General features: G+C 72.5%; 18 protein-coding genes. 4 read left to right on the forward strand and 14 right to left on the reverse strand.

The window, feature by feature from the left end; genetic code table 11:
* Positions 1-2: 2 nt before the first annotated feature.
* From mraY to mraZ, 7 genes are all read right to left on the reverse strand, one after another.
* On the reverse strand, positions 3-1,091 hold the full coding sequence (mraY, locus tag AB0G01_RS13520) for a phospho-N-acetylmuramoyl-pentapeptide-transferase (protein WP_360736878.1): 1,089 nt from the start codon (positions 1,089-1,091) through the stop codon (positions 3-5).
* Positions 1,088-2,548, reverse strand: a complete 1,461-nt coding sequence (gene murF, locus AB0G01_RS13525) for a UDP-N-acetylmuramoyl-tripeptide--D-alanyl-D-alanine ligase (RefSeq protein WP_360944028.1) — start codon at positions 2,546-2,548, stop codon at positions 1,088-1,090. Before murF ends, mraY begins: the two co-directional genes overlap by 4 nt.
* Entirely contained in the window at positions 2,545-4,140 is a 1,596-nt protein-coding gene (locus AB0G01_RS13530; protein WP_360944031.1) for a UDP-N-acetylmuramoyl-L-alanyl-D-glutamate--2,6-diaminopimelate ligase, read from the reverse strand. Before AB0G01_RS13530 ends, murF begins: the two co-directional genes overlap by 4 nt.
* Before the next feature lie 195 nt (positions 4,141-4,335).
* The gene (locus tag AB0G01_RS13535) at positions 4,336-6,243 is read right to left on the reverse strand and encodes a penicillin-binding protein 2 (protein ID WP_360944034.1); all 1,908 of its coding nucleotides are present in this window, start codon (positions 6,241-6,243) and stop codon (positions 4,336-4,338) included.
* Between the two features lie 73 nt (positions 6,244-6,316).
* Complete coding sequence (locus AB0G01_RS13540; RefSeq protein ID WP_360944037.1) at positions 6,317-6,988, reverse strand: hypothetical protein; 672 nt, start codon at positions 6,986-6,988, stop codon at positions 6,317-6,319.
* Positions 6,985-7,929: a 16S rRNA (cytosine(1402)-N(4))-methyltransferase RsmH gene (gene rsmH, locus AB0G01_RS13545; RefSeq protein WP_360944040.1), complete on the reverse strand. Its 945-nt coding sequence runs from the start codon at positions 7,927-7,929 to the stop codon at positions 6,985-6,987. The genes AB0G01_RS13540 and rsmH overlap by 4 nt, the downstream gene beginning before the upstream one ends.
* Positions 7,930-8,092: 163 nt before the next feature.
* Positions 8,093-8,524 (reverse strand): division/cell wall cluster transcriptional repressor MraZ, encoded by a 432-nt coding sequence (gene mraZ / locus AB0G01_RS13550; RefSeq protein WP_360944043.1) that lies wholly within the window; start codon positions 8,522-8,524, stop codon positions 8,093-8,095.
* Between the two features lie 566 nt (positions 8,525-9,090).
* On the opposite strand from mraZ, the gene AB0G01_RS13555 reads away from it, so the two are divergent.
* The 3 genes from AB0G01_RS13555 to AB0G01_RS13565 are packed head-to-tail and all read left to right on the forward strand — an operon-like array spanning position 9,091 to position 13,800.
* Positions 9,091-10,080, forward strand: coding sequence for a MoxR family ATPase (locus AB0G01_RS13555; RefSeq protein ID WP_360945229.1), 990 nt, complete (start codon positions 9,091-9,093; stop codon positions 10,078-10,080).
* Position 10,081: 1 nt separating this feature from the next.
* Positions 10,082-11,347 (forward strand): DUF58 domain-containing protein, encoded by a 1,266-nt coding sequence (locus tag AB0G01_RS13560; RefSeq protein WP_360944046.1) that lies wholly within the window; start codon positions 10,082-10,084, stop codon positions 11,345-11,347.
* 2 nt (positions 11,348-11,349) lie between these two features.
* Entirely contained in the window at positions 11,350-13,800 is a 2,451-nt protein-coding gene (locus AB0G01_RS13565) for a DUF3488 and transglutaminase-like domain-containing protein (RefSeq protein ID WP_360944049.1), read from the forward strand.
* A gap of 361 nt (positions 13,801-14,161) precedes the next feature.
* Here AB0G01_RS13565 and AB0G01_RS13570 read toward each other — a convergent pair whose 3' ends face one another.
* The 6 genes from AB0G01_RS13570 to AB0G01_RS13595 form a co-directional block, all read right to left on the reverse strand.
* On the reverse strand, positions 14,162-14,545 hold the full coding sequence (locus tag AB0G01_RS13570) for a DUF3040 domain-containing protein (protein WP_360944052.1): 384 nt from the start codon (positions 14,543-14,545) through the stop codon (positions 14,162-14,164).
* A 584-nt stretch (positions 14,546-15,129) separates the two neighbouring features.
* Entirely contained in the window at positions 15,130-16,053 is a 924-nt protein-coding gene (locus AB0G01_RS13575; protein WP_360944055.1) for a hypothetical protein, read from the reverse strand.
* A 182-nt stretch (positions 16,054-16,235) separates the two neighbouring features.
* Positions 16,236-16,493: a hypothetical protein gene (locus AB0G01_RS13580; protein WP_360944058.1), complete on the reverse strand. Its 258-nt coding sequence runs from the start codon at positions 16,491-16,493 to the stop codon at positions 16,236-16,238.
* Between the two features lie 126 nt (positions 16,494-16,619).
* Positions 16,620-17,261 (reverse strand): Crp/Fnr family transcriptional regulator, encoded by a 642-nt coding sequence (locus tag AB0G01_RS13585; protein WP_360944061.1) that lies wholly within the window; start codon positions 17,259-17,261, stop codon positions 16,620-16,622.
* A gap of 94 nt (positions 17,262-17,355) precedes the next feature.
* Positions 17,356-18,633: a DNA polymerase IV gene (locus AB0G01_RS13590; RefSeq protein WP_360944064.1), complete on the reverse strand. Its 1,278-nt coding sequence runs from the start codon at positions 18,631-18,633 to the stop codon at positions 17,356-17,358.
* A 39-nt stretch (positions 18,634-18,672) separates the two neighbouring features.
* Entirely contained in the window at positions 18,673-19,773 is a 1,101-nt protein-coding gene (locus tag AB0G01_RS13595; protein ID WP_360944067.1) for an amidohydrolase family protein, read from the reverse strand.
* A gap of 38 nt (positions 19,774-19,811) precedes the next feature.
* Here AB0G01_RS13595 and AB0G01_RS13600 point away from each other — a divergent pair, with 38 nt between their 5' ends.
* Positions 19,812-21,128, forward strand: a complete 1,317-nt coding sequence (locus AB0G01_RS13600; RefSeq protein WP_360944070.1) for a glutamine synthetase family protein — start codon at positions 19,812-19,814, stop codon at positions 21,126-21,128.
* On the opposite strand, the gene AB0G01_RS13605 is transcribed toward AB0G01_RS13600, so the two are convergent.
* The gene (locus tag AB0G01_RS13605) at positions 21,125-21,784 is read right to left on the reverse strand and encodes a sigma-70 family RNA polymerase sigma factor (RefSeq protein WP_360944073.1); all 660 of its coding nucleotides are present in this window, start codon (positions 21,782-21,784) and stop codon (positions 21,125-21,127) included. The genes AB0G01_RS13600 and AB0G01_RS13605 overlap by 4 nt on opposite strands.
* Positions 21,785-21,824 lie beyond the last annotated feature (40 nt).

Here is a 21,824-nt window from a genome sequence, read left to right on the forward strand (position 1 = left end):
GCTCAGCTCCCCGCCGCCGTCAGCCACTCGCTGTAGAACAGGCCCAGGCCCAACATGCAGCACATGCCGGCCATCAACCAGAATCTGATGATCACCGTGGTTTCCGCCCACCCGGCGAGTTCGAAGTGGTGGTGGAACGGTGCCATCCGGAACAGCCGTCGCCGGGACGTGCGGAAGACCGCGACCTGCAACACCACCGACAGCGCCTCGACCACGAAGATGCCGCCGATGACGACCATCAGCAGCTCGGTGCGGGTCGCGATGGACAGGCCGGCCACCAGGCCGCCCAGCGCCAGCGAGCCCGTGTCGCCCATGAAGATCTTGGCGGGTGCCGCGTTCCACCAGAGGAAGCCGATGCAGCCGGCCATCGCGGCGGCGGCCACCAGCGCCAGGTCCAGCGGGTCGCGCACGTCGTAGCAGCCGGCCACCAGCAGGTTCGAGCAGTTGTAGCGGAACTGCCAGAAGCTGATCACCACGTAGGTGCCGAGCACCATCGCCGAGGTGCCGCCGGCCAGGCCGTCCAGGCCGTCGGTCAGGTTCACCGCGTTGGACCACGCGCTGATCGCGGCGTAGCAGAACACCACGAACCCGACGACGCCGAAGGACACCACCGCGATGTCGCGCACGAACGACAGGTTCACCGACGCCGGGGTGAGGCCGTCCTTGTTCGGGAACTGCATGACCAGGACCGCGAAGATGATCGTGGCGACGAACTGGCCGACCAGCTTGGCGGTCTTGTTCAGGCCCAGGTTGCGCTGCTTGCGGATCTTGATGAAGTCGTCCAGGAAGCCCACGATGCCCAGCGACGTGGTGAGCATCAGCACCAGCAGGCCGGACGCGGTGGGCGTCTGCTCCTGCGCGGACGCCGACATGGAGTTCACCAGGTGCGCGCCGAGGTAGCCCAGCCACATCGCGACCAGGATCGCCACGCCGCCCATGGTGGGCGTGCCGCGCTTGGTCTTGTGGCTCTGCGGACCCTCTTCGCGGATCTCCTGACCGAACCCCTGCCGCGAGAAGATCTTGATCAGGTACGGCGTCAGCATGATCGACGCGATCAGCGCGATGGCCGCCGCGATGAGGATGCTCTTCACTTGCCGACCGCCTCCAGAAGGGCCTCGGCAACCCGCCACAGGCCGTAAGTTTTGGATGCCTTCACCAGCACGACGTCACCGGGACGCACCTCGTCGCGGAGCAGTTCCACGGCCGCCGTCACATCCGGTACCAGTACCGCTTCCTCGCCCCATGATCCTTCCAGGTGCGCGCCCTGGTGCAGCGGGCGGGCATCGGGTCCGACCACCACCAGCTTGTTGATGTCCAGGCGGACCACGAGCCGGCCGATCTCGTCGTGCGCGCGGACGTGGTCCGCACCGAGTTCCGCCATCGCGCCCAGCACGGCCCAGCTACGTCGGGCGGGCGTGGTGGCGCGGGAGATGGCGGCGAGCGACTTCAGCGCCGCGCGAACCGACTCCGGGTTCGCGTTGTAGGCGTCGTTGACGACGGTCACGCCGTCAGGACGTTCGGTGAGGGCCATCCGGTGCTCGGACACCCGCTGGGCGTTGCCCAGGGCGGTCGCGACCTGCTGCGGCGTCGCACCCAGCTCCAGGGCGACCGCGGCGGCGGTCAGGGCGTTGCCGACCTGGTGCGGCCCGTGCACGGCGAGCCGCACGTCGGCCTCGCCGGCGGGGGTGACCAGGCGGAAGCCCGCGCGGGCCCGGTCGTCGAGCTCGACGTCCACCGCGCGGACCCGCGCGGCGCTGTTCTCGCCGACCAGCACGACCTTCGCCGCCGTGCGCGGGGCCATGCCGGCCACCAGCGGGTCGTCGGCGTTCAGGACCGCCACGCCGTCGGCGGGCAGCGCCTCCACCAGCTCGCCCTTCGCCCGCGCGATGCCCTCGCGGGAGCCGAACTCGCCCAGGTGCGCGCTGCCGACGTTGAGCACCGCGCCCACCTTCGGCGGCGCGACCCGGCACAGCTCGGCGATGTGGCCGGGACCGCGCGCGGACAGCTCCAGCACCAGGAACCGGGTGTCGGCGTCGGCGCGCAGCACGGTCCAGGGGTGGCCCAGCTCGTTGTTGAACGACCCGGGCGGCGCGATCGTCCGGCCCAGCGGGGCGAGCGTCGCCGCGATCAGGTCCTTGGTGGTGGTCTTGCCGGAGGAACCGGTGACGCCCACGACCGTGAGGTCCGGCAGGCGGTCGACCAGGTGCCGGGCCAGCTTGGCCAGGGCCGCCAGGACGGCCGCGCCCGCGCCGTCGGAGTCCTCGGCGAGCACGTAAGAGTTGCCGTGGCCGGTGTCCACCGGCGGCGCGATCACCGCCGGCGCGTCGACCGGGCGACCGGCCAGCACGCCCGCCGCGCCCTGCGCGACGACCCGCGCCGCGAAGTCGTGGCCGTCGACCCGCGCCCCGGGCAGCGCCAGGTACAGCGCGCCCTCGGTGACCTCGCGGGAGTCGAACTCGACGGAGCCGGTCACGACCGGCGAACCGTCCGTGTTGTGCAGCGTGCCGCCGACGATCTCGGCGATCTCGGCCAGGCTGAGCGGAATCACCCTTGCACCTCTCTGATGGCCTCGGCGAGGGTCTCGACGTCGGAGAACGGGTGCACGACGCCGGCGACCTCCTGCCCGGTCTCGTGACCCTTGCCCGCGATCACGACCACGTCCCCGCTGCGGGCCAGCGACACGGCGTGCCGGATCGCGTCGCGCCGGTCGCCGATCTCCAGCACGTCGCCGCGCTCGGAGGCGGGCAGCGCCAGCGCGCCCCCCAGCATCGCGGCGCGGATGGCCGCCGGGTCCTCGCTGCGGGGGTTGTCGTCGGTGACGACGAGCACGTCGCCGCGCCGCGCCGCCTCCTCCCCCATCAGCGGGCGCTTGGCGGTGTCGCGGTCCCCGCCGCAGCCCAGGACCACGATGATCCGGCCGGTGGAGCGGGCGCGGACCGCGTCCAGCGCCAGCGCCACGGCCTGCGGCTTGTGCGAGTAGTCCACGACGGCGGTGAAGTCCTGGCCCTCGTCCACCCGCTGCATCCGGCCCGGCACGTGGACGTCGGCCAGGCCGCGCCGGATCGCGTCCACCTCGACGCCCCGGACGTGCAGGCAGGCGATCGCGAGCAGCGCGTTGGCGACGTTGAACGCGCCCGGCAACCGCAGCTCGACCGGGAACTCCAGGCCGGGGCCGCGAGCGGTGAAGGTCTGCTCGCCGGTCGGCGACACCCGCACGTCCGACGCGGTCCACGCGGCAGCGCCGGCGGTCGACACGGTGATGGTCGCGGGCGTGACCAGGCGCGGACCCCACTCGCCGTCCACGACGACCACCTCCACCGCCGCGCGCCCGTCGAAGAGCTGCGCCTTGGTGCGGAAGTAGTCCTCCATGTCCGGGTGGAAGTCCAGGTGGTCCTGCGACAGGTTGGTGAACGCGCCGACCGCGAACCCGACGCCGCCGACCCGGCCGAGCCGCAGCGCGTGGCTGGAGACCTCCATGGTCACGTCGGTGACACCGCGCTCCTCCATCACCGCGAGCAGCGCGTGCAGGTCCGGCGCTTCGGGCGTGGTCAGGGCGCTGTCCAGGCGCTCCCCGGCGATCCGGGTCTCGACCGTGCCGATCAGGCCGGTCGTGCGCCCGGCCGCCTTCAGCGCGGACTCGACCATGTAGCTCGTGGTGGTCTTGCCGGACGTCCCGGTGATCCCGAGCAGGGCCAGGCGGGTGGACGGGTCGCCGTAGACCCGCGAGGCGAGCAGGCCCAGCACCGCGCGCGGGTCGGGGTGGACCAGGACGGGCACGTCGGCGGCGATCTTCGCGGCACCCACCTCGTCGGTCAGCACCGCGACGGCACCCCGGGACAGGGCCTGGTCGGCGAAGTCCGCGCCGTGCGCCCGCGCACCGGGCAGCGCGGCGAACAGGTCGCCGGGCCGCACGTGCTGGGCCCGCAGCGTCACCCCGCCGACGAGCACGTGCGCCCGGTCGGGCGCGGTGAGGTGCGCGTCCACTGTGGAGGCGAGCTCGGACACGGGAACGGGCTGGACGCGGGAAGGGCGAGGCGGGGCGGTCGCGACCTTGCCCTCAAGCTTGGCAGGCACGCGCGGAAGGCTACCGGCGCACGGAGAGTCGCCACCCACCACGTCCACCCCAGACCCCGGGACCATCCCCGGTGGACCCGCGCGCACCACCCCGGACCGCGCTCGCAACGAGCGCCGACCACCGGTTTCCCGGTGGTCCGGTGGTCGGCGCGGAGCAGTGGCCGAGCCGCCCGGCCGCCCGGCCGGAGACGTTCCGGGCGGCACCGCGCGACCCCCGCGACCGTGGTCCGGGCAAGCCGGCGGGCACCGCTCCCGGGCAGGTCAGAGGACCAGCGGGACGACCGGGCTCTGCTCCGCCGACAGCGGCACCTGGTAGCGCTGGGACAGGTAGGACGCGATGTCGTGGAACAGCGGCGCGGCGGAGTGGCTGTACTGGGGGCTGCCGGTGGGGGCGTCGAGCATGAGGCCGACGACGAACCTCGGGTTGTCCGCCGGGAAGATGCCGGCGAAGGTGATCCAGTACTCGGACTGGCTGTAGCAGCCGCAGTTCTTGTCGATCTGCTGCGCGGTGCCCGTCTTCCCCGAGATCTGGTAGCCCGGCAGCGCCGCCGACGGCCCGGTGCCGGTCTGGTCCGGATCGCCCGGCGACTTCTGGACGACCGCGCGGAACATGTCGCGGACCGTCTTCGCGGTCTGCGGGCTCACCACGCGGATCTGCTCCGGCTTCGGCGTCTCCTTGCGCGCGCCGTTCGCGTCCACCTCGGCCCGGATGATCCTCGGCGGCACGCGCACGCCGTCGTTCGCGATCGTCTGGTACATGCCGGTCATCTGGAGCAGGGTCATGCTCAGGCCCTGCCCGATCGGCAGGTTGCCGAACGTCGAACCGGACCACTGGTTGCGCGGCGGGACCGACCCCGCCTCCTCGCCCGGCACGCCCGACTGGGTGCGCTTGCCGAGGCCGAAGTTGCGCAGCATGTCCGCGTACCGGTCCTCGCCGATCTTCTGCGCGGTCATCAGCGTGCCGACGTTGGAGGACTTGGCGAACACGCCGGTGAAGGTCATGTCCTGGGTGGGGTGCTCGACGGCGTCCCTGATGGTCCGGTCGGCGAACTTGATCGTGTACGGCACGCTGAGCACGTCGTCCGGCTTGGCGATGCCGTCCTCGACCGCCGTGGCGGCGGTGATGATCTTGTTCACCGAGCCGGGCTCGAACGACGACGAGACGGCCGTGTTGCGGGTCTGCTCCTCGGTGGCCTTGCCGAAGGTCAGCGGGTCGAACGTCTTGTCGTTCGCCATCGCCAGGATCTCGCCGGTGCGCACGTCGAGCACCACCGCCGAGCCGGTCTTCGCGCCCGACTTGGCGGTGTAGTCGGTGACCATCCGCTGCACCGCGTACTGGGTGTCGACGTCCAGGGTCAGCTCCAGGCTGCGGCCCGGCGTCGCGGCGGCCAGCTCGCGGGACCGGTTCGGGCCGGGGATCACCACGTTGTTGCCCTGCATGGTGTCCACCACGCGCCGGCCGTTGCGCCCGGCGAGCAGGTTGTCCTTCGCGTTCTCCAGGCCGAGCAGGCCGTGCGTCGCGGGCGGGTCCTGGTCCTTGCGCCAGTTCGCCGCGCCCACGATGTGCGACGCGAGCCCGCCGTTCGGGTAGACCCGCACCGCCCGGTACTCCGAGCCGATGTCGTCGTACTTCCCGGTGATCGCCGCGGCCTTGCCGGGGTCGATGTTCTCCACCAGCTCGATGTAGGTGGTGTCCTTGGTGAGCATCGCGTAGACGGTCCGCTCGTCGGTCTTCTGACCGTCGACCTCGGTGCCCAGGGTGTCCTGGATGAACTTGGCGACCTTCCCGGCCCACTCCTCGTAGGTGCCGATCTCGGGCTTGGCCTGGTACGCCTTGTCCCACTTCTCCCGGGTCATCTGCGGCACCGCGTAGAGGGCGCTCGCCTCGATGCTGAACGCGAGCTGGTTGCCGTTGCGGTCGGTGATCGAGCCGCGCGCCGCCGGGATGTCGATGAAGGTGGCGCGCTGCTTCTCCGCCTGCGCGGACAGCGCCTCCGCCTGGAAGCCCTGCACCTGGACGAGCTTCAGCCCGGCCATCACCAGCGCGCCGACCAGCAGCAGCCGGCCGACCGCCATGCGCACCCGGGCGTTGCCGCCGCGCCGTCGCTTGGCCGGGGCCCGCACCGACAGCGGTCGCCGCGCGGGCCTGCCCCGACTGGGCCCTGCCATCACAAACCTCCAGCAATAACCGCACGTCGGCCCACGGATCGCGTGGGCGTCCACCCGCCGGACCGCACCGGCATCACTGCCCCCCGGCCGCCTGCTGCCCGTTCTGGCCGGGCTGCTGCGCGTTCGGGTCGGGTTGGCCGTCGCGGGCCGGCGGCTGCTGCGCGTTCGGGTCGGCCTGACCGTTCTGCGCGTTCGGATCGGGTTGCGCCGGCGGGTTCGGCGACGGTGTCGGCGTCTCGGAGGGCGGCGGTTCGGGGGCCTTGGCCTCCGACGGCTTGCCGTACACCTCGACCGAGCCGTCCGGTAGCTGCTTGAGCCGCGCCGGGTCGCCGGCCGGCACCAGCCCGAGCTTCGCCGCCGCCTCGGCCAGCTTGAGCGGCGATTCGGACAGCGCGACCTCCTGGCGGAGCTGCTCGACCTGCCGGGCCAGCCTGGTCTGCTCGGCCTGCGCGTCCTGCAACCGGTAGGAGTCCGCCGTGGCCTGGGTCGACAGCCACATGATCGCGGCGATGCCCACGGCCAGCACCACCATCACCATGACCACGAACGGGGCCCGGGGCGTGACCACGGGCCGGCGGGTGACCGCCGGGCCCCGGGTCGAGGGCTTGGTCCGCTGCGCCCGGCGGGCGTAGGCCCGGTCCGCCGCGGCCGACCGGGACCGGGACTTGGCGGGGACCGACTTCAGCGCGCGCTCGCGGGGCTTCGCCGGGGACGGCACGCCGTTGGACCGTGCGGGCGCGGTCACGTCGCCTCCCGGATGCGTTCCGCCGCGCGCAGCCGAACCGACGCGGCCCTGGGGTTGTCCTCGATCTCCTGCTCGTTCGCGACCTCGGCACCCCGGGTCACCAGCTTCAGCTCCGGCCCGTGGCCGGGCAGCTCCACCGGCAGGTCCTGCGGGGTGCGCGAGACGGCCAGCGGCGCGAACGCGCGCTTGACCATCCGGTCCTCCAGCGACTGGTAGGACTCCACGACCAGCCGACCGCCCACGGCCAGCACGGACAGCGCGGCCGGCAGCGCCAGCCGCAGCGACTCCAGCTCGCCGTTGACCTCGATCCGCAACGCCTGGAACGTGCGCTTGGCCGGGTGGCCGCCGGTCCGCCTGGTCGCCGCCGGCACCGCCGCGTAGAGCAGTTCGACCAGCCGGCCGCTGGTGGTGAACGGCTCGCGCGCGCGCTCCCGCACCACCGCGCCGGCGATCTTGCGGGCGAACCGCTCCTCGCCGTAGTCGCGCAGGATGCGGGTGAGGTCGTCCACCGGGTACTCGTTGAGCACGTCCGCGGCGGTCATCCCGGTCCCGGCGCTCATCCGCATGTCCAGCGGGGAGTCCCGGGAGTACGCGAAACCGCGCTCCTCGGCGTCGAGCTGGAGCGACGAGACGCCCAGGTCCATCAGGATTCCGTCCACCGGGCCGTCGACCACGTCCGCGATGCCGTCGTAGGTGGTCTGCACGAACGTGACCCGGTCCGCGTGCGGCGCGAGCCGCTCGCGGGACAGGGCGATCGCCTGCGGGTCCCGGTCCAGACCGATCAGCCGGACCTGCGGGTGCGCCCGCAGCACGGCTTCCGAGTGGCCGCCGAGCCCGAGCGTGCAGTCCACGAACACCGCGTCGCGGTCGGCCAGCGCGGGCGCGAGCAGGTCCAGAACGCGGTCGAGCAGCACCGGCACGTGCCGCGCTCGCTCCACCATGTCCTCTCCCACGCACATCCCCCCGCCCTGGCAAAGAAAAATCGGGTGTCGTCAGGTCCCCGCCCGCCCGTCGGACCTGGCACCGGGGAAGGTGCGCCAGGGCCGAAAGCCGAGCGGACCGAGGCCTCACGGCACCCGAAACCTCAAGCGTTCGCAGCCCGCCTCAGAAGACGCCCGGAAGCACCTCCTCGCGAGCCTCCGCGTAGCTGTCCTCGTGCTCGTCCAGGTAGCGCTGCCACGCCTGCGCGTCCCAGATCTCCAGCCGGTTGATCGCGCCGATGACCACGCACTCCTTGGTCAACCCCGCGTACCGGCGCAGTTCCGGTGCGATCGACACCCGGCCCTGGCCGTCCGGCCGCTGCTCGTCGGTCCCGGCGAACAGGTAGCGCTGGTAGGCGCGGACCGCCTCGTTGGTGAAAGGGGCGTCCGCGACCTTGCGCGCCATCTGCTCGAACTCCGCCCGCGGGAACACGTAGAGGCAGTGGTCCTGGCCCTTGGTGACCATGAGACCCCCCGCTAGCGCGTCCCGGAACTTCGCAGGCAGCGTCAGCCGGCCCTTGTCGTCCAGCCTGGGGTGGTGCGTGCCCAGGAACACGGCAACCCACCTCCCGCCACCGAACGGTGAACCGGCAGTGGGGCCCCGTTCTGCCCCACCGGCCGCCACAGTACCCCACTTTTCACCACAGTCAACGCTGAAACGGGTGGTCGCACCACACCCGGACCAACGTTTGCGCTGGTAGAGAGCTTATGACCGGCATGGGGCACGGTGGGGGACGGAAGCCACCTCCACCTCCGCGAGTGAGGTGAACAGGCCCGAATCTCACCCGAACGGAGCAGTGAAAACGGGCAAAACAGGTTCGATGCGGCCCCTGGTGGGGAATCGTGGCAGGGACGGGTCGACCGGGGTGCGGCGGCGGGCGTGGAAACCACGCCCGCGAAACTGTTCAATCGGTGTGTGGCGCTTCGCCATGGTTTGACACACTGCGTGAAACGCTCACCGCCACCGCGAACCGGTCGCGGTGGTCTTCGGGAGGACGAGTGACTCCGAGTACCCAGCCAGCCGCACTGCCCGAGCACTCGTACGGCGGCAGTGGGCTCAACCACGTGAACCCCTCGGCCCACCCGAACCCGGCGGCCACCCCGCAGGCGCGGCAGGACGAGGTGCTCGCGGAACTGCACACCGTGGTCGGGCGGATCGCCGCGAACGTCGAGCGGGTCATCGTCGGCAAGCCCGACGTGGTCCGGGTCGCCCTGGTCACCCTGCTCGCCGAAGGCCACCTGCTGGTCGAGGACGTGCCCGGGGTCGGCAAGACGTCGCTGGCCAAGGCGCTGGCCCGGTCGATCGACTGCTCGGTGAGCCGCATCCAGTTCACGCCGGACCTGCTGCCCAGCGACATCACCGGTGTGTCGATCTACAACCGGCAGGACAACGACTTCGAGTTCCGCCCCGGCCCGGTGTTCGCCAACATCGTGGTCGGCGACGAGATCAACCGCGCGTCGCCCAAGACCCAGTCGGCGCTGCTGGAGTGCATGGAAGAGCACCAGGTCACGGTGGACGGGCACACCTACCCGCTGGGCGCGCCGTTCATGGTGATCGCCACCCAGAACCCGATCGAGATGGAAGGCACCTACGCGCTGCCCGAGGCGCAGCGCGACCGGTTCACCGCCCGGGTGTCCATCGGGTACCCGGACCCGCAGGCCGAGCTGGCGATGGTGGACGAGCACGCGGGCCACGACCCGCTGGCCGAGCTGCGGCCGGTGTCCGACGCGGACCAGGTGCTCAAACTCGTGCACGCGGTGCGCCGGGTGCACCTGTCGCAGGAGATCCGCCGGTACGCCGTGGAGCTGGTCGGCGCGACCCGCCGGCTGCCCGAGCTGCGGCTGGGCGCGTCGCCGCGGTCCACCCTCCAGCTCGTGCGGGCCGCGCGGGCGCAGGCGGCGCTGGCCGGGCGCGACTTCGTGGTACCCGACGACGTCCACGCCATCGCGGTGCACGTGCTGGCGCACCGGCTGGTGCTGACCGCCGAGGCGCAGGCCGCCCGCCGGTCGTCCGTCGACCTGGTGCGCAACCTGCTCCAGCGGATACCGGTGCCGCACGGCGCACCGGACCAGTCGGGCCAGTTCGCGCACAACCCGAACCCCCACCGCTGACATGCGCGGAGCCCTGTCCGGGTTGACCACCAGGGGCCGCTGCCTGCTCGCCGCCGGGATCGCCGCCGGTCTGTGCGCGATCGTGCTCAACGAACGTGACCTGCTGCGCGTCGCCGCGTTCGTGGTGGCGCTGCCGCTGCTCGCGGCGTGGCTGGCGCAGCGGGCCCGGGTCGGGCTGCACGCCGCCCGGTTCCTGTTCCCCAGCCGGGTGCAGGTCGGATCGGCGACCGACGTGCGGGTGGAGCTGCGCTCCACCGGCCGGCTGCCCACCGGCGGCCTGCTGCTGGAGGACGCCGTGCCCTACGCGCTCGGCTCGCGGCCCCGGTTCGTGGTCGAGCGCCTCCCGCGCAACACCGTGACCGCGCTGCGCTACCCGCTCAAGCCGGTCATGCGCGGCATCCAGCAGGTCGGGCCGCTGATGGCCCGGGTCACCGACCCGTTCGGGCTCGCCGAGTACGACCGCGAGCTCGCCGGGCGGTCCCAGTTGGTCGTGGTGCCCCAGGTCGTGGGCCTGGCGGGCCTGCCCAGCGGTTCCGGCATGGGTTCCGGCGACGACGGCTCGATCCGGCTGCGCACCGGCCAGGGCGAGGACGACGCCATCGTGCGGCAGTACCGGCACGGCGACGACCTGCGCAAGGTGCACTGGAAGTCCACCGCACGGCGGGACGAGCTGATGGTCCGCGTCGAGGAGCGGCCCTGGCGCGGCGGCACGACCGTGCTGCTGGACCACCGGCTGACCGCGCACCGCGGCGCGGGCCCCGGTTCGTCGCTGGAGTGGGCGGTGTCCTTCGCCGCCTCGGTGTGCCTGCACCTGCACCGGTTCGGGCACCAGGTGCGGCTGATCGGCGACGACGGCCGGGTGCTCGCGGGCGGGTCCGGCGACGGCGGGCACAGCGACTCGGTCGTGCTGGACGCGCTGGCCGGGTTGCAGCCGTCGCACCGGCGCGAACCGGCCGCCGGCCTGGACCCCGGCGCGGGCCAGGAGGTCATCGCGATCCTCGGCGGCTCCACGCCCGCCGTGGTCGACGCGCTGGTGCGCAACCGGCCGCGCGGGATGCGCAGCCTGGCCGTGGTGATGGACGTGCGGGCGTGGGCGGCGGTCTCCGAGGACCCCGCCCCCGATCCCGAAGAAGCGCGTGGCCTGCTCGGCGCGGCCGGCTGGGGTGCCGTCGTGGCACGGCCGTCGGGCCCGATGGGGCAGGTTTGGCAGGAGCTGTGCCACAGCGCGGGCAACCGCGGACCCGTGGTGCGCACGGAGGTGGGCTAGAGGTGATCGGCAGGACCGCCCCAGGGGGCAACCGGGTGGTCGGCGCGACGCCGGCGGTGGCGGGTCTCGCGACGCTGTGCGCGGCGACCGCGCTGTCCAGCGTGATCGGCGGTGTGCTGTGGCTGGTGAACCTGGCCGTGGCGATCATCGTCGTGGTCGGCACCGGCGTGCTGCTGCGCGCGACCCGGCTGCCCATCGTGCTGGTCGGCCTCGGGCAGGTGTTCGCGCTGACGTGCCTGCTGGTGACGATCTTCACCCGGACGGGGTTCCTGGTGGTGTTCCCCAGCCCGCAGGCGCTCACCGACCTGGGTTCGGTGCTCGGCGACGCGTTCGCCGAGGTGCAGACCGGCGTGCCGCCGGTGGATGACAGCGACGCCATGCGCTGCCTGGTGATGGTGTCCATCGGCCTGGTCGCGGTCCTGGTGGACCTGCTCGCGGTCGGCGCGGCGGCACCCGCGGCCTCCGGCCTGGTGCTGCTGTGCGTGTTCGCGGTGCCCGCGTCGCTGGCCGACGAGATGCTGCCGCTGTGGACGTTCGTGTTCGGCGCGGCGGCGTTCGCGCTGCTGCTGGCCGTCGACGGCCAGCACCGGCACCAGGCGTGGCGCGGCCGGCTGCCCGGTCGCGGGGTCGGCGGTTCCGGTCCGGCGGCGACCGCCGTGGCCGGCCTGGCGGTGGTGGTCGCGCTGCTCGCGGGCGGGGCCATCACCCTCGTCGGCACGGTCGGCAGGCTCCCCGGCACCGGTGACTCGGTGGGCGGCGGCGCGGACCGGCTCGGCCTGGACCCGATGACCCAGTTGCGCGGGATGCTCGACAGGGGCAGCACCAAGGAGCTGTTCCGGGTGCGCGGGCTGACCGAGTCGGCGTACCTGCGGGCGATGACGCTGCGCGAGTACGTGCCCGACCAGGGCTGGAAGATGGGCGACGACCTGCCGACCGGCGTCGAGGCCAACGGCGAGCTGCCCGAGCAGCCCGGCGACCCCGGCGGCGGCGAGATCAGCCAGGTGACCATCGAGCCGGTGGGCTGGCTGGACAACTGGCTGCCCGTGTACGGCAGGCCGCGCCGGTTGCAGGACGTCGAGGACAACTGGCGCTACGACCCGGTGCGCGGGATGGTCTACAGCGTCCGGGCGCGCGAGGCGGGTCCGTACAAGCTGCACACGGTCCTGAAGACCCCGCCCGCCGAGGCGCTGCGCAAGGCGGACGGCGCGCTCGACGTCGAGGACATCTACCTGGACGCCCCCGGCGTGGCCCCCGAGGTGCGGGACCTGGCCCAGGAGATCACCCGGGGCGAGAACAACACGTTCGACAAGGCCACCGCGCTGTACAAGTACTTCACGGACGGCACGAACGGCTTCACCTACACGACGGAGACCGCGAGCAAGCAGACCAGCGACGCGTTGCGCGACTTCGTGTTCACCGGCAAGAAGGGCTTCTGCGAGCAGTACGCGTCGGCGATGGCGATCATGGCCAGGTCGGTCGGCCTGCCCGCCCGGGTCGCGATGGGCTTCACGGCCGGGTTCCCGACCGGCGACGCCCAGACCATCACCACGCAGGACGCGCACGCGTGGGTGGAGATCTACTTCCCCGGCCACGGCTGGATGGTCTTCGACCCCACGCCGCTGTCGGACGGTCGCGCCATCGTGCCGCCGTACATCTCGGGCCAGAGCCCGGACGGCGAGGAGACCGACCCGACCGACGTCCCCACCACGACGACCACCGAGACCACCGCCGCCCCCACCACCAGCGCGTCGGCCGCGCAGGGCACGCCGGACCAGGAGGGCGGCTCGCAGGAAGCGACGCCGACGCCCACGTGGCACGTGGTCTCGCTGCTGGTCGCCACCGGGTTGTTGCTGGTGATCGGGGTGCTGCTGGCGATGCTGTTCCGCGCGCTGGGCAAGCGCCGGGACGACGGGACGACGTGGCGACCGAAGTGGCCGTGGCTGCTGCCGGTGCTCGTCGGGGGCGCGGTGGCGACGGGGGTCGCCACGGTGACCCTGGCCATCGCGCTGGTGTCGTGGTGGCTGGCCGTGCCGGTGTTGATCGTGCAACTGGCGCTGGTGCCGGCCGGCGTGCGGGCGGTACGACGCCGGTCGAGGCTGCAAGCCGTCGCCGACCTGGGCCCGAACGCCGCCGGAGCCGCGTGGCAGGAGCTGCTGGCCGAGTCGGTGGACCGTGGCACGAGGGTGCCGACGACCGAGACCGTGCGGGTGGCGGCACGACGGATGGCGCGCGCGCACAACCTGGACGAGCAAGGCCGCGACGGTTTGCGCACGGTGGTCGGAGCGGTCGAGCGCTCCTGGTACAGCGCGAACGGCGAGACGGACCCGACCCTCCCGGGAGCGGTCGACAACGTCCGCCAAAGCCTCAGCCGCAACGCACCCCTCGCGCTGCGCGCGAAGATGCTGCCCAGGTCGGTCCTCCAGCCCAACATCCCGCCGGAGTCCGACGACTGACCCGCCGGCCGCACCCCACACCCGGCCCGCCACCCGACGACCGCGTCCGGGCAGGCCGAAACCCGCCCAGCAGAGCTGCCGACGAGACGCAGCTCGGCGGGACGGCGGACCGCGCAGCAGCTCGGCGGGACGGCGGGCAGCGCAGCAGCGGCCGATTCCAGCAGCGTCGAGAGGGCCGAAGCCTGCGCCGGGGGATCAGCGGCGGCTCGCCACACGCCTGGTCGGAGCAGTCCGGGCGGTCCGGGAGCCGGGGTCCACGCACTTTTGGGCATACGCACAGCCCGCCCCCTAGTGATCACGTCCGACCGGAGTCGGGAGGATGATCGGGCGGGTGCGGGCCGGGTGCGTCGGGTAGGGGCGTCTACTCGTCCTCAAGGCGACGACGGAAACGCTCTTCCATCTTCTGGGAGAACGAGCTGCGGCTGGGCCGACTTCCCTCTTCGCTGGGCTCCTCGGCGACCTGATCACCACGACGGAGTGTCGTCACGGTCAGCAGCACGCCGAAGAACATCAACAGGAAGCCGACCACGCTCACCACCGGGATACCAGCGAGCTTCGGCAACATCACACCCGTCACCAGCAACGCCACACCCACGGCGAACAAAGCGATGCCCTGGATACGACGCCGTCGCGACGGTTTGCGCAGCTTGGCACCGCGCACAGTGGATGCGAACTTCGGGTCCTCGGCGTAGAGCGCGCGCTCGATCTGGTCGAGCAGTCGCTGCTCGTGCTCGGAGAGTGGCATGGCTCCTCCTCCGGCACAGCGGTCGCGGGCGCCGGGTGTTCACGGTTGCCGCCGGTCCCGGCGGACGCCCCGCCCAGGGGGCGTCACAACCAGGATACGATTCGCGGGCCTTGGCGACTACCCAGTCCGTGTTCCTAAGCGGTTCCTTCGGTCACCATCATCCTCACGGGTCAACGGTAGGACCTCCGTAAGGCGGCGAAAGCAGCCCGAAAGGTCATCTGTCAACCCGCCGGTCGCCCTGGAACCTCCAGGTGTGATCCTCGCAACACCTCTCAAATCCCCCGAACCGCCCACATCGCCCCGAGCTTCGGTTCCCCGAAGGTGGAGTCCCCGCCCACCCCGCCGCGAACCACCCCGCTCCTACCTGCGTGCTCCCACCTCCCCTGCTCGCACCTCTTGCTCCCACCCCCTGCTCGCACCTCCCCTGCTCCCACCCGCCTGCTCCCACCCGGAAGGCGGCGGCACTCGCCGGCAGGCTCCGGGCACGGAGTCGGCCTCACGATGACCGCATCGGACAGACGGGCGAGCACCCCCGGCCGGTGGGAGCGGCGGCGGGAAGGCGCGCGGTCGGGCCGGCGGCCGGGTCACGGTCTTGTCGTCATGCGGGTCGCCTTCACCTCGGGGACGGGTCGCCCGGCGGACTGCCGGTAGGCGTTGTGGAGGGCCTTCGCGGCGGTGGTCGGGGACTGGCGCAGCTCCTGGGGTGTCGTCCGGGCGACGATGATCCCGGCGGCGGTCAGCCGGTGGTCGTCGGGGTTCGGGGTGAGCTGCCACGCCAGGCCCTGCTCGCCCCACCAGGCGTCCGCCGTGCCCAGTGCGACGCCGGCCGCCGTCTCCAGCTCCACGTGCCACGTCGGCGGGGGCAGCGGCAGGTCGGACAGCAGCGCCCTGGCCCACGCCTGCGGCACGGTGCGCACCCCGCCCGCCAGGTCGGCCAGGACCCGGTGGGCCGGCTCCGCTCCCCTGGCCAACGCCCTGGCCAGGTCGGCGACCGGCACGCCACCCCGGCGCACGACCTCCGTCAGCACCGCGCGCACGGCCTCCACGTCCGGCAGCAGCGCCCGGACCGCGTCGGCGGCGGCCCTGGTCAGCGGCGCGGTCAGGAAACCCTTGCGCAGGACCGGCGGCGGGAGCGCGCGGACGCGGATCACCCCGACCTCCGGGGTCGGGTCGACCGGTCTCGCGGACAGGACCCGCACCCGGCCCGCCACCGGAACGGCCCGCATCCCGTGCAGGTGGAGGGCGTCGACCCCGGTCAGCAGGGCTCCCGCCCCGGCGTGGCGCAGGGCGGCCTGCACCCACTGCGGGCGGTTGGGCGGTTTTCGGGTCAGCAGCAGGACCCCGGGCAGCAGGTGCTGCCACTGGCCGCCCGGTCGGCAGCGGTCGGTGAGCTCGTCGCCGGGCAGGCCCAAACCGATGAGTTCCGTCGCGGTCGCCACCTGGTGCGGGAACAGGCCCGCCAGGGCGTCGATGCTGATCGTGGTCCGGTGTTCGGTGTGCGTGTGCATGGGTCCACGATGGACGGTTCCGGGTGGGGCGTCGACTGGCGGGACGCGATCTGTGGACAAGGAATCCGGGTTGTGGACAAGTCGGGTCGCGCAGGAGAGAAGTGGGGCCTTCCGCAGACCCGACCGCCCGCGGAAGGCCCCACTGGGAACGGCGGCCACCCCTCGCCGGCCGCCAGGTGGATTCAGAGCCGGACCAGGTCCTCCCTGATCTCGGCGTTCAGGTCGCGCCGGCCGGCCCGCACCTCGCGCCACGCGTCGTGCACGGCGACCAGGCCCCCGGTCAGCACCAGCGCCACGGCCAGCGCGATCGGGCCGGTCGTGTCCAGTTGGGTGAGGATCACGGCGGCGGCCCAGAGCTGGACGACAGTGAAGACGAGGGTGCAGGCGAGGCGCTCGGTGAACCTCCGACGGGACCTCGCGGGTTCCTCTGTGCGGTTCATGGTCTCCCCCTCTGAGCTCGGCGTACCTCATTTGTAGGGGGAACGGAGCGGATGTTCTGCGTCAGATGACGCACAACGGGCCACGAGCTCGACGCAGGTCGGAACCGGCACCCGAACGGACGCCGATCACGTCGTCAAGTCGTAGAGGCGCTCGACCTCCAGGATGTCGATCTTCCGCCGCCCGGTGCTGATGATGCCTTCCTCGCGCAGCGCGCGCAGGACCCGCACGAGCGATTCGCGGGACGTGCCGGCGATGCCCGCGAGCTCCTCCTGGCTCAGCGACACCTCGCCCTGGTCGGCGATGCCGCGCTCCAGCGCCACGTCGATCAGGACGGCCGCCACGCGCTGCGTCGCGGTGCCGCTGATCTGGACGCGCTGCCGGTCGGCGTCGCGCTGGCGGGCCACGATCACGGTCAGCACGGCCCACGCGATCCGGGGGTGCCGCTGGCACAGCGACGCGAACCCGGGCGCGGTCAGCACCAGCGCCCGGACCGCGCCGAGCGCGCGGACCGTGGCCGACCTGGGCAGGCCGTCGATCGCGGACCGCTCGCCGACGATGTCGCCCGCGCCCCGCACGGCCAGCACCTTCTCCCCGCCCGCCGCAGTGGTCGCGGTGACCCGCAGCAGTCCTCTGCGCACGACCAGCACGTAGCTGGTGATCTCACCCTCGTGGCACACCACCGCGCCGGACGCGTACTCGCGTTCCGTACCCGTCGTGCTGAGCACGCCGTGCTCGGCAGGGGTGAGCAAGCCCCAGAACCGGTCCACGTGGTGATGGTGCCCGGTGATCGACCCGGGTGTCCGGTCCGGGCCGATCGACCACCCGATCGGCCCGTTCCCGGACGACGGAACCCCGAACCGGTCAACGGTCGGGTTTGGGCTGGGGCAGGTTCGGCTGGAGCGGGGCGCTGCCGAGCAGCGTCGCCGGTGTCACCGCAGCCCGGCCGAACCGGGTGCGCGCCTGGTCCGCGGCCTGCTCGGCCTCCCGCCAGCCGCGTTCCGGCGCGTCGAACATCAACTGCTCGCCGCCCTCGCCCTCGACCAGTTGCTCGATCCGCACGCCGATCAGCCGCACCGCGCCGGCGGGCACCTGCTCGTCCAGCAGCGCCGCCGCGGTCTTGTAGACCTCTTGGGTCACGTCAGTCGCCACCCGCAGCGTCTTGGAGCGGGTGATCGTGGTGAAGTCCGCGAACCTGACCTTGATCGACACCGTCCGGCCGCGCAGGCCGCGGTGCCGCAACGTGCCGGCGGACCGCTCGGAGAGCCGCAGCAGCTCCCGGCGCAACACCTCGCGGTCGAAGTGGTCGACCGCGAAGGTCTCCTCCGCGCCGATCGACTTCTCCCGGGTCGACGGCACGACCGGCCGGTCGTCCAGGCCCTGGGACAGGGCGTGCAGGTGTTCCGCGAGCGCCACCCCCAGCACCCGGCGCAGCCTCGGCAGCGGTGTCGCCGCCACGTCCGCCACGGTCTCCAGCCCGACCTGGTCCAACTGCTCGGCGGTGCGCTTGCCGACGCCCCACAGCGCGGACACCGGCAGCGGGTGCAGGAACTCCAGCGCCGACGCCTTCGGCACGACCATCATGCCGTCCGGTTTGCACAGCCCGGAGGCCAGCTTCGCCAGGAACTTCGTCGACGCCACCCCGACCGAGCAGGTGATGCCGTGCGCCTCCGCCACCTGGGCGCGGACGGTCTCGGCCACCGCGCCCGGTGTCGCCCGCAACCGCCGCAGCGCGCCGCTGACGTCCAGGAATGCCTCGTCCAGGCTCAGCGGCTCGACCAGCGGCGTGATGTCGCGGAAGATCGCCATCACGCCTTGCGACACCTCCTGGTACCGGGCGAAGTTGGGCGGCACGAACACCGCGTGGGGTGCGAGCCGGCGGGCGTGGGCCGTCGGCATCGCCGACCGCACGCCGTACTCGCGGGCCAGGTAGTTCGCCGCCGCCACGACACCCCGGTTCGCCGTGCCGCCGACGATCACCGGCTTGCCGGCCAGCTCCGGGTTGTCCCGGATCTCCACGGACGCGTAGAAGGCGTCCATGTCGACGTGCAGCATCGGGCAGCCGGTGTCGTCCGGCCACCGGCCGTCCCGTGCGCGGAAGCGGTCCACCAGGCCGACCGGCAGATTCGCACTGCGGCCCATGTCCACCCCTCCGACAAGCCCGAACGCGTGTTCGACAGTCTAGTCCAACCGGTAGGCCCGGCCGGCGTTCTCCGACCCGATCAGGTGAGCGATGCGCACCGCGTCCGATTCCCCGAACGCCTGCCGGCGCATCCCCGCCAGCAGGAAGTCCGACAGCGCGCGCCGGAAGAACAGCGCGCCCAGGTGGTACAGCTCGGCCAGGCCGAACGCGTCGGTCGAGAACAGGAACTTCCCGAACGGCACGATCTCCAGCGCCTCGGCCAGCACCCGGCTCGCCTGGTGCCCCACGCCGTGCGTGGCCAGCCCGAGGTCGGCGAACACGTGCGGGAACACCTGCGCGAGGTACCCGGCCGACCGGTGGAACGGGTAGTTGTGCAGCAGCATGATCGGCACCCCGAGGTACTCGGTCGCCCGCAGCAGGTCCGTCAGCAGCGACGGGTCCGCCCGGTGCAGCGCGAGGTCCCGGTCGCCGTAGCCGACGTGGAACTGGACGGGCAGCCCGCGGTCCAACGCCTCCCACACCAGGAACCGCGAGAGCACCTCGTCGGCGCAGCGCCCGCCACCGGCCGCCAACCACCGCTCGCACGCCGCCACGACCTCGGCGTCCGACGGCCGCTCCCCGGACAACGCCAAGCCCACGCGGTAGGCCGCGATCGACTTCGCCGCCACGGCCGGTGCGATCTCCAGCGCCCGACGCACCCCGTCCGGGAATCCCGTGGCACCGTCGATGATCACCTCTTCGGCCAGGCGTTCCAAGCGAAGCACCGCGAGTTCACGAGATCCGGTGAAAACCGAAGGTCCGTGCAACCTCTCCGGCCACAGCCCGCCGTCCACCAGGAAGGTCGTGATCCCCGAAGCCACGAGGAACGCTCGATTCACCTCCGCGGCTCCCAGCGACCGCCGACGCGCCACGTACTCGTCCGGCGGAGCGTGCGCCGGGAGGTCCAGCAGGGGCGCGCACCAGCGGCGCACCGCGAACCCGACGGACGAGTCGAACAGCGACGTCCCCCACGGGCTCACCGCGTCCGCCTCGGTCAGCATCTCCTCGAACCCGGTGCGGTCGAGGTCCTCGCGCAACACCCCGTGGCAGTGGTGGTCCACCAGGTTCAACTCGGCCACGTAGGGCAGCAACGGTTCCACTTGTTGAACACTAGTGACCTGGTGTAACCACGCACCTCATGGACACCGCGGAACGGGACCACCGCCAAGCACAGGCCACCGCGTTGCTGGACGGTCTGGCCGATCGCGACGTCGTAGCCGTCGCGATCACCTGGATCGACCACAGCGGCATCGCCCGCGTGAAGTCGATCCCGCTCGACAAACTCCCCCGCGTCGCCGCGCACGGCGTCGGCGCTTCCCCCGTGTTCGACGCCTTCCTGCTCGACGACACCATCGTCGCCGGACGCCACTCGGGCAGTCCGGTCGGCGACCTCCGGCTGCACCCCGACCTGGCCCGGCTCACCGTCCTGGCCGGTCAGCCGGGGTGGGCGTGGGCACCGGCGGACCGCTACGACCAGCGGGGCGAGCCGCACCCGCAGGACGAGCGCGGCCTGGCCCGCACCATGGCCGACCGGCTGGCGGTGCACGGCTACGAGGTGCGCGCCGGGTTCGAGGTGGAGTGGGTGGTCGGCCAGGGCGGCACGGACGACTTCCGCCCCGCCACCACCGGTCCCGCGTACGGCCACATCCGCCAGGTCGAGCTCTCGGACTACTGCGCCGACCTGATCGCCGCGCTGGTCGAGCAGGACGTGGACGTCCTCCAGTTCCACCCGGAGTACGCGGCGGGCCAGTTCGAGGTGTCGACCGCGCCCGAGGACCCGGTGCACGCGGCGGACACCGCCGTGCTGGTCCGCGAGACGATCCGGGCGATCACCATCCGGCACGGGCTGCGCGCGTCGTTCTCGCCGAAGGTCGTGGCGGACGGCGTGGGCAACGGCGGCCACCTGCACGTCAGCCTGTGGCGGGACGGGAAGAGCCTGTTCGAAGGACACCTGCACCCGGATGCCGAGGCGTTCGCGGCGGGCGTGCTGCGGCACCTGCCCGGCCTGTGCGCGATCGGCTGCCCGTCCGTGGCGAGCTACCTGCGGCTGATCCCGTCGCACTGGGCGGGCGCGTACGCGGCGTGGGGCGTGGAGAACCGGGAAACCGCGCTGCGCCTCGTGGAGGGCCGCGACCTGGAGGTCAAGTGCTTCGACCTGTCCGCGAACCCCTACCTGGTGGTGGCGGCCACGCTCGCCGCCGGGCTGGCGGGGATCGTGGACGGGGCGCGCCTACCGGATCAGATCACGGTGAACCCCGTACAGGTCGACAACGCGCAACGGCTCCCCCAGTCGTTGGAAGACGCCGTCAGGGCGTTCGAGGACGATGAAGTGCTCACGGAGGCGTTCGGCGTCGAATTCGCGGCCACGATCGCGGACGTGCGTCGCGGCGAGATCGCCCGGTTCGCGGGCGCGACGGCGGAAGAGATCACAGACGCCACCCGGTGGCGGCATTAGCCGCTCAACACGCGGCGAGGCGTCCCGACCTCCTTGCGCAAGCGGGACAACGCCCGGTGCTGCGCCACCCGCACGGCACCGGGCGAGGAACCCACCACAGCGGCCGTCTGCTCGGCGGTCATCCCCACCACCACGCGCAAGAGCAGGATCTCCTGTTGCTTGTCGGGCAGGACCTTCAACAACGCGGCCACGTGGCGGGACAGTTCGGCCCGCAGCGCGCTCTGCTCCGGGCCGTCCTCGTCAGAGGGCGCATCGGGCACCTCGGACACCGGTTCGGCACGGTTGCGCAGCGCCGACCGGTGCGCGTCGGCCACCTTGTGCGCGGCGATGCCGTACACGAAGGCCAAGAACGGCCGCCCGTGGTCCTTATACGAGGGCAACGCCGTCAGGACGGCCAGGCAGACCTCCTGCGCCACATCGTCCGCCGAGGTGTACGAGCGTTCCTGGCGGCCCACCCGCGCACGGCAGTAGCGCACCACGAGCGGGCGGATCGTGGCCAGCAGCGACGCGATGGCGAGCCGGTCGCCGCCGACGGCCCGGCGCACCTCGTCGTCCAGCGCTTCCGGTCTCGGAGGTTCCGGTTCGGGCGGCTCCCCCGCCGACAGCGACTCCTCGGCGGCGCGGGACCCCGGAGCGGGTAAGTGCGGATCTCCCATGCGGGACTCCTGGTGGGTCGACGGCGGTTCGCCGACCCGT

The organism is Actinosynnema sp. NPDC023587 (assembly GCF_040640215.1).
GTDB lineage: Bacteria > Actinomycetota > Actinomycetes > Mycobacteriales > Pseudonocardiaceae > Actinosynnema.

Bases quoted from the DNA above. Each gene is read 5' to 3' on its own strand.
- AB0G01_RS13570 (WP_360944052.1), bottom strand. From the start codon at position 14,545: ATGCCACTCTCCGAGCACGAGCAGCGACTGCTCGACCAGATCGAGCGC.
- rsmH (WP_360944040.1), bottom strand. From the start codon at position 7,929: ATGGTGGAGCGAGCGCGGCACGTGCCGGTGCTGCTCGACCGCGTTCTG.
- AB0G01_RS13560 (WP_360944046.1), top strand. From the start codon at position 10,082: ATGCGCGGAGCCCTGTCCGGGTTGACCACCAGGGGCCGCTGCCTGCTC.
- AB0G01_RS13535 (WP_360944034.1), bottom strand. From the start codon at position 6,243: ATGGCAGGGCCCAGTCGGGGCAGGCCCGCGCGGCGACCGCTGTCGGTG.
- AB0G01_RS13590 (WP_360944064.1), bottom strand. From the start codon at position 18,633: ATGGGCCGCAGTGCGAATCTGCCGGTCGGCCTGGTGGACCGCTTCCGC.
- AB0G01_RS13575 (WP_360944055.1), bottom strand. From the start codon at position 16,053: ATGCACACGCACACCGAACACCGGACCACGATCAGCATCGACGCCCTG.
- AB0G01_RS13605 (WP_360944073.1), bottom strand. From the start codon at position 21,784: ATGGGAGATCCGCACTTACCCGCTCCGGGGTCCCGCGCCGCCGAGGAG.
- AB0G01_RS13600 (WP_360944070.1), top strand. From the start codon at position 19,812: ATGGACACCGCGGAACGGGACCACCGCCAAGCACAGGCCACCGCGTTG.
- AB0G01_RS13530 (WP_360944031.1), bottom strand. From the start codon at position 4,140: ATGGTCCCGGGGTCTGGGGTGGACGTGGTGGGTGGCGACTCTCCGTGC.
- AB0G01_RS13580 (WP_360944058.1), bottom strand. From the start codon at position 16,493: ATGAACCGCACAGAGGAACCCGCGAGGTCCCGTCGGAGGTTCACCGAG.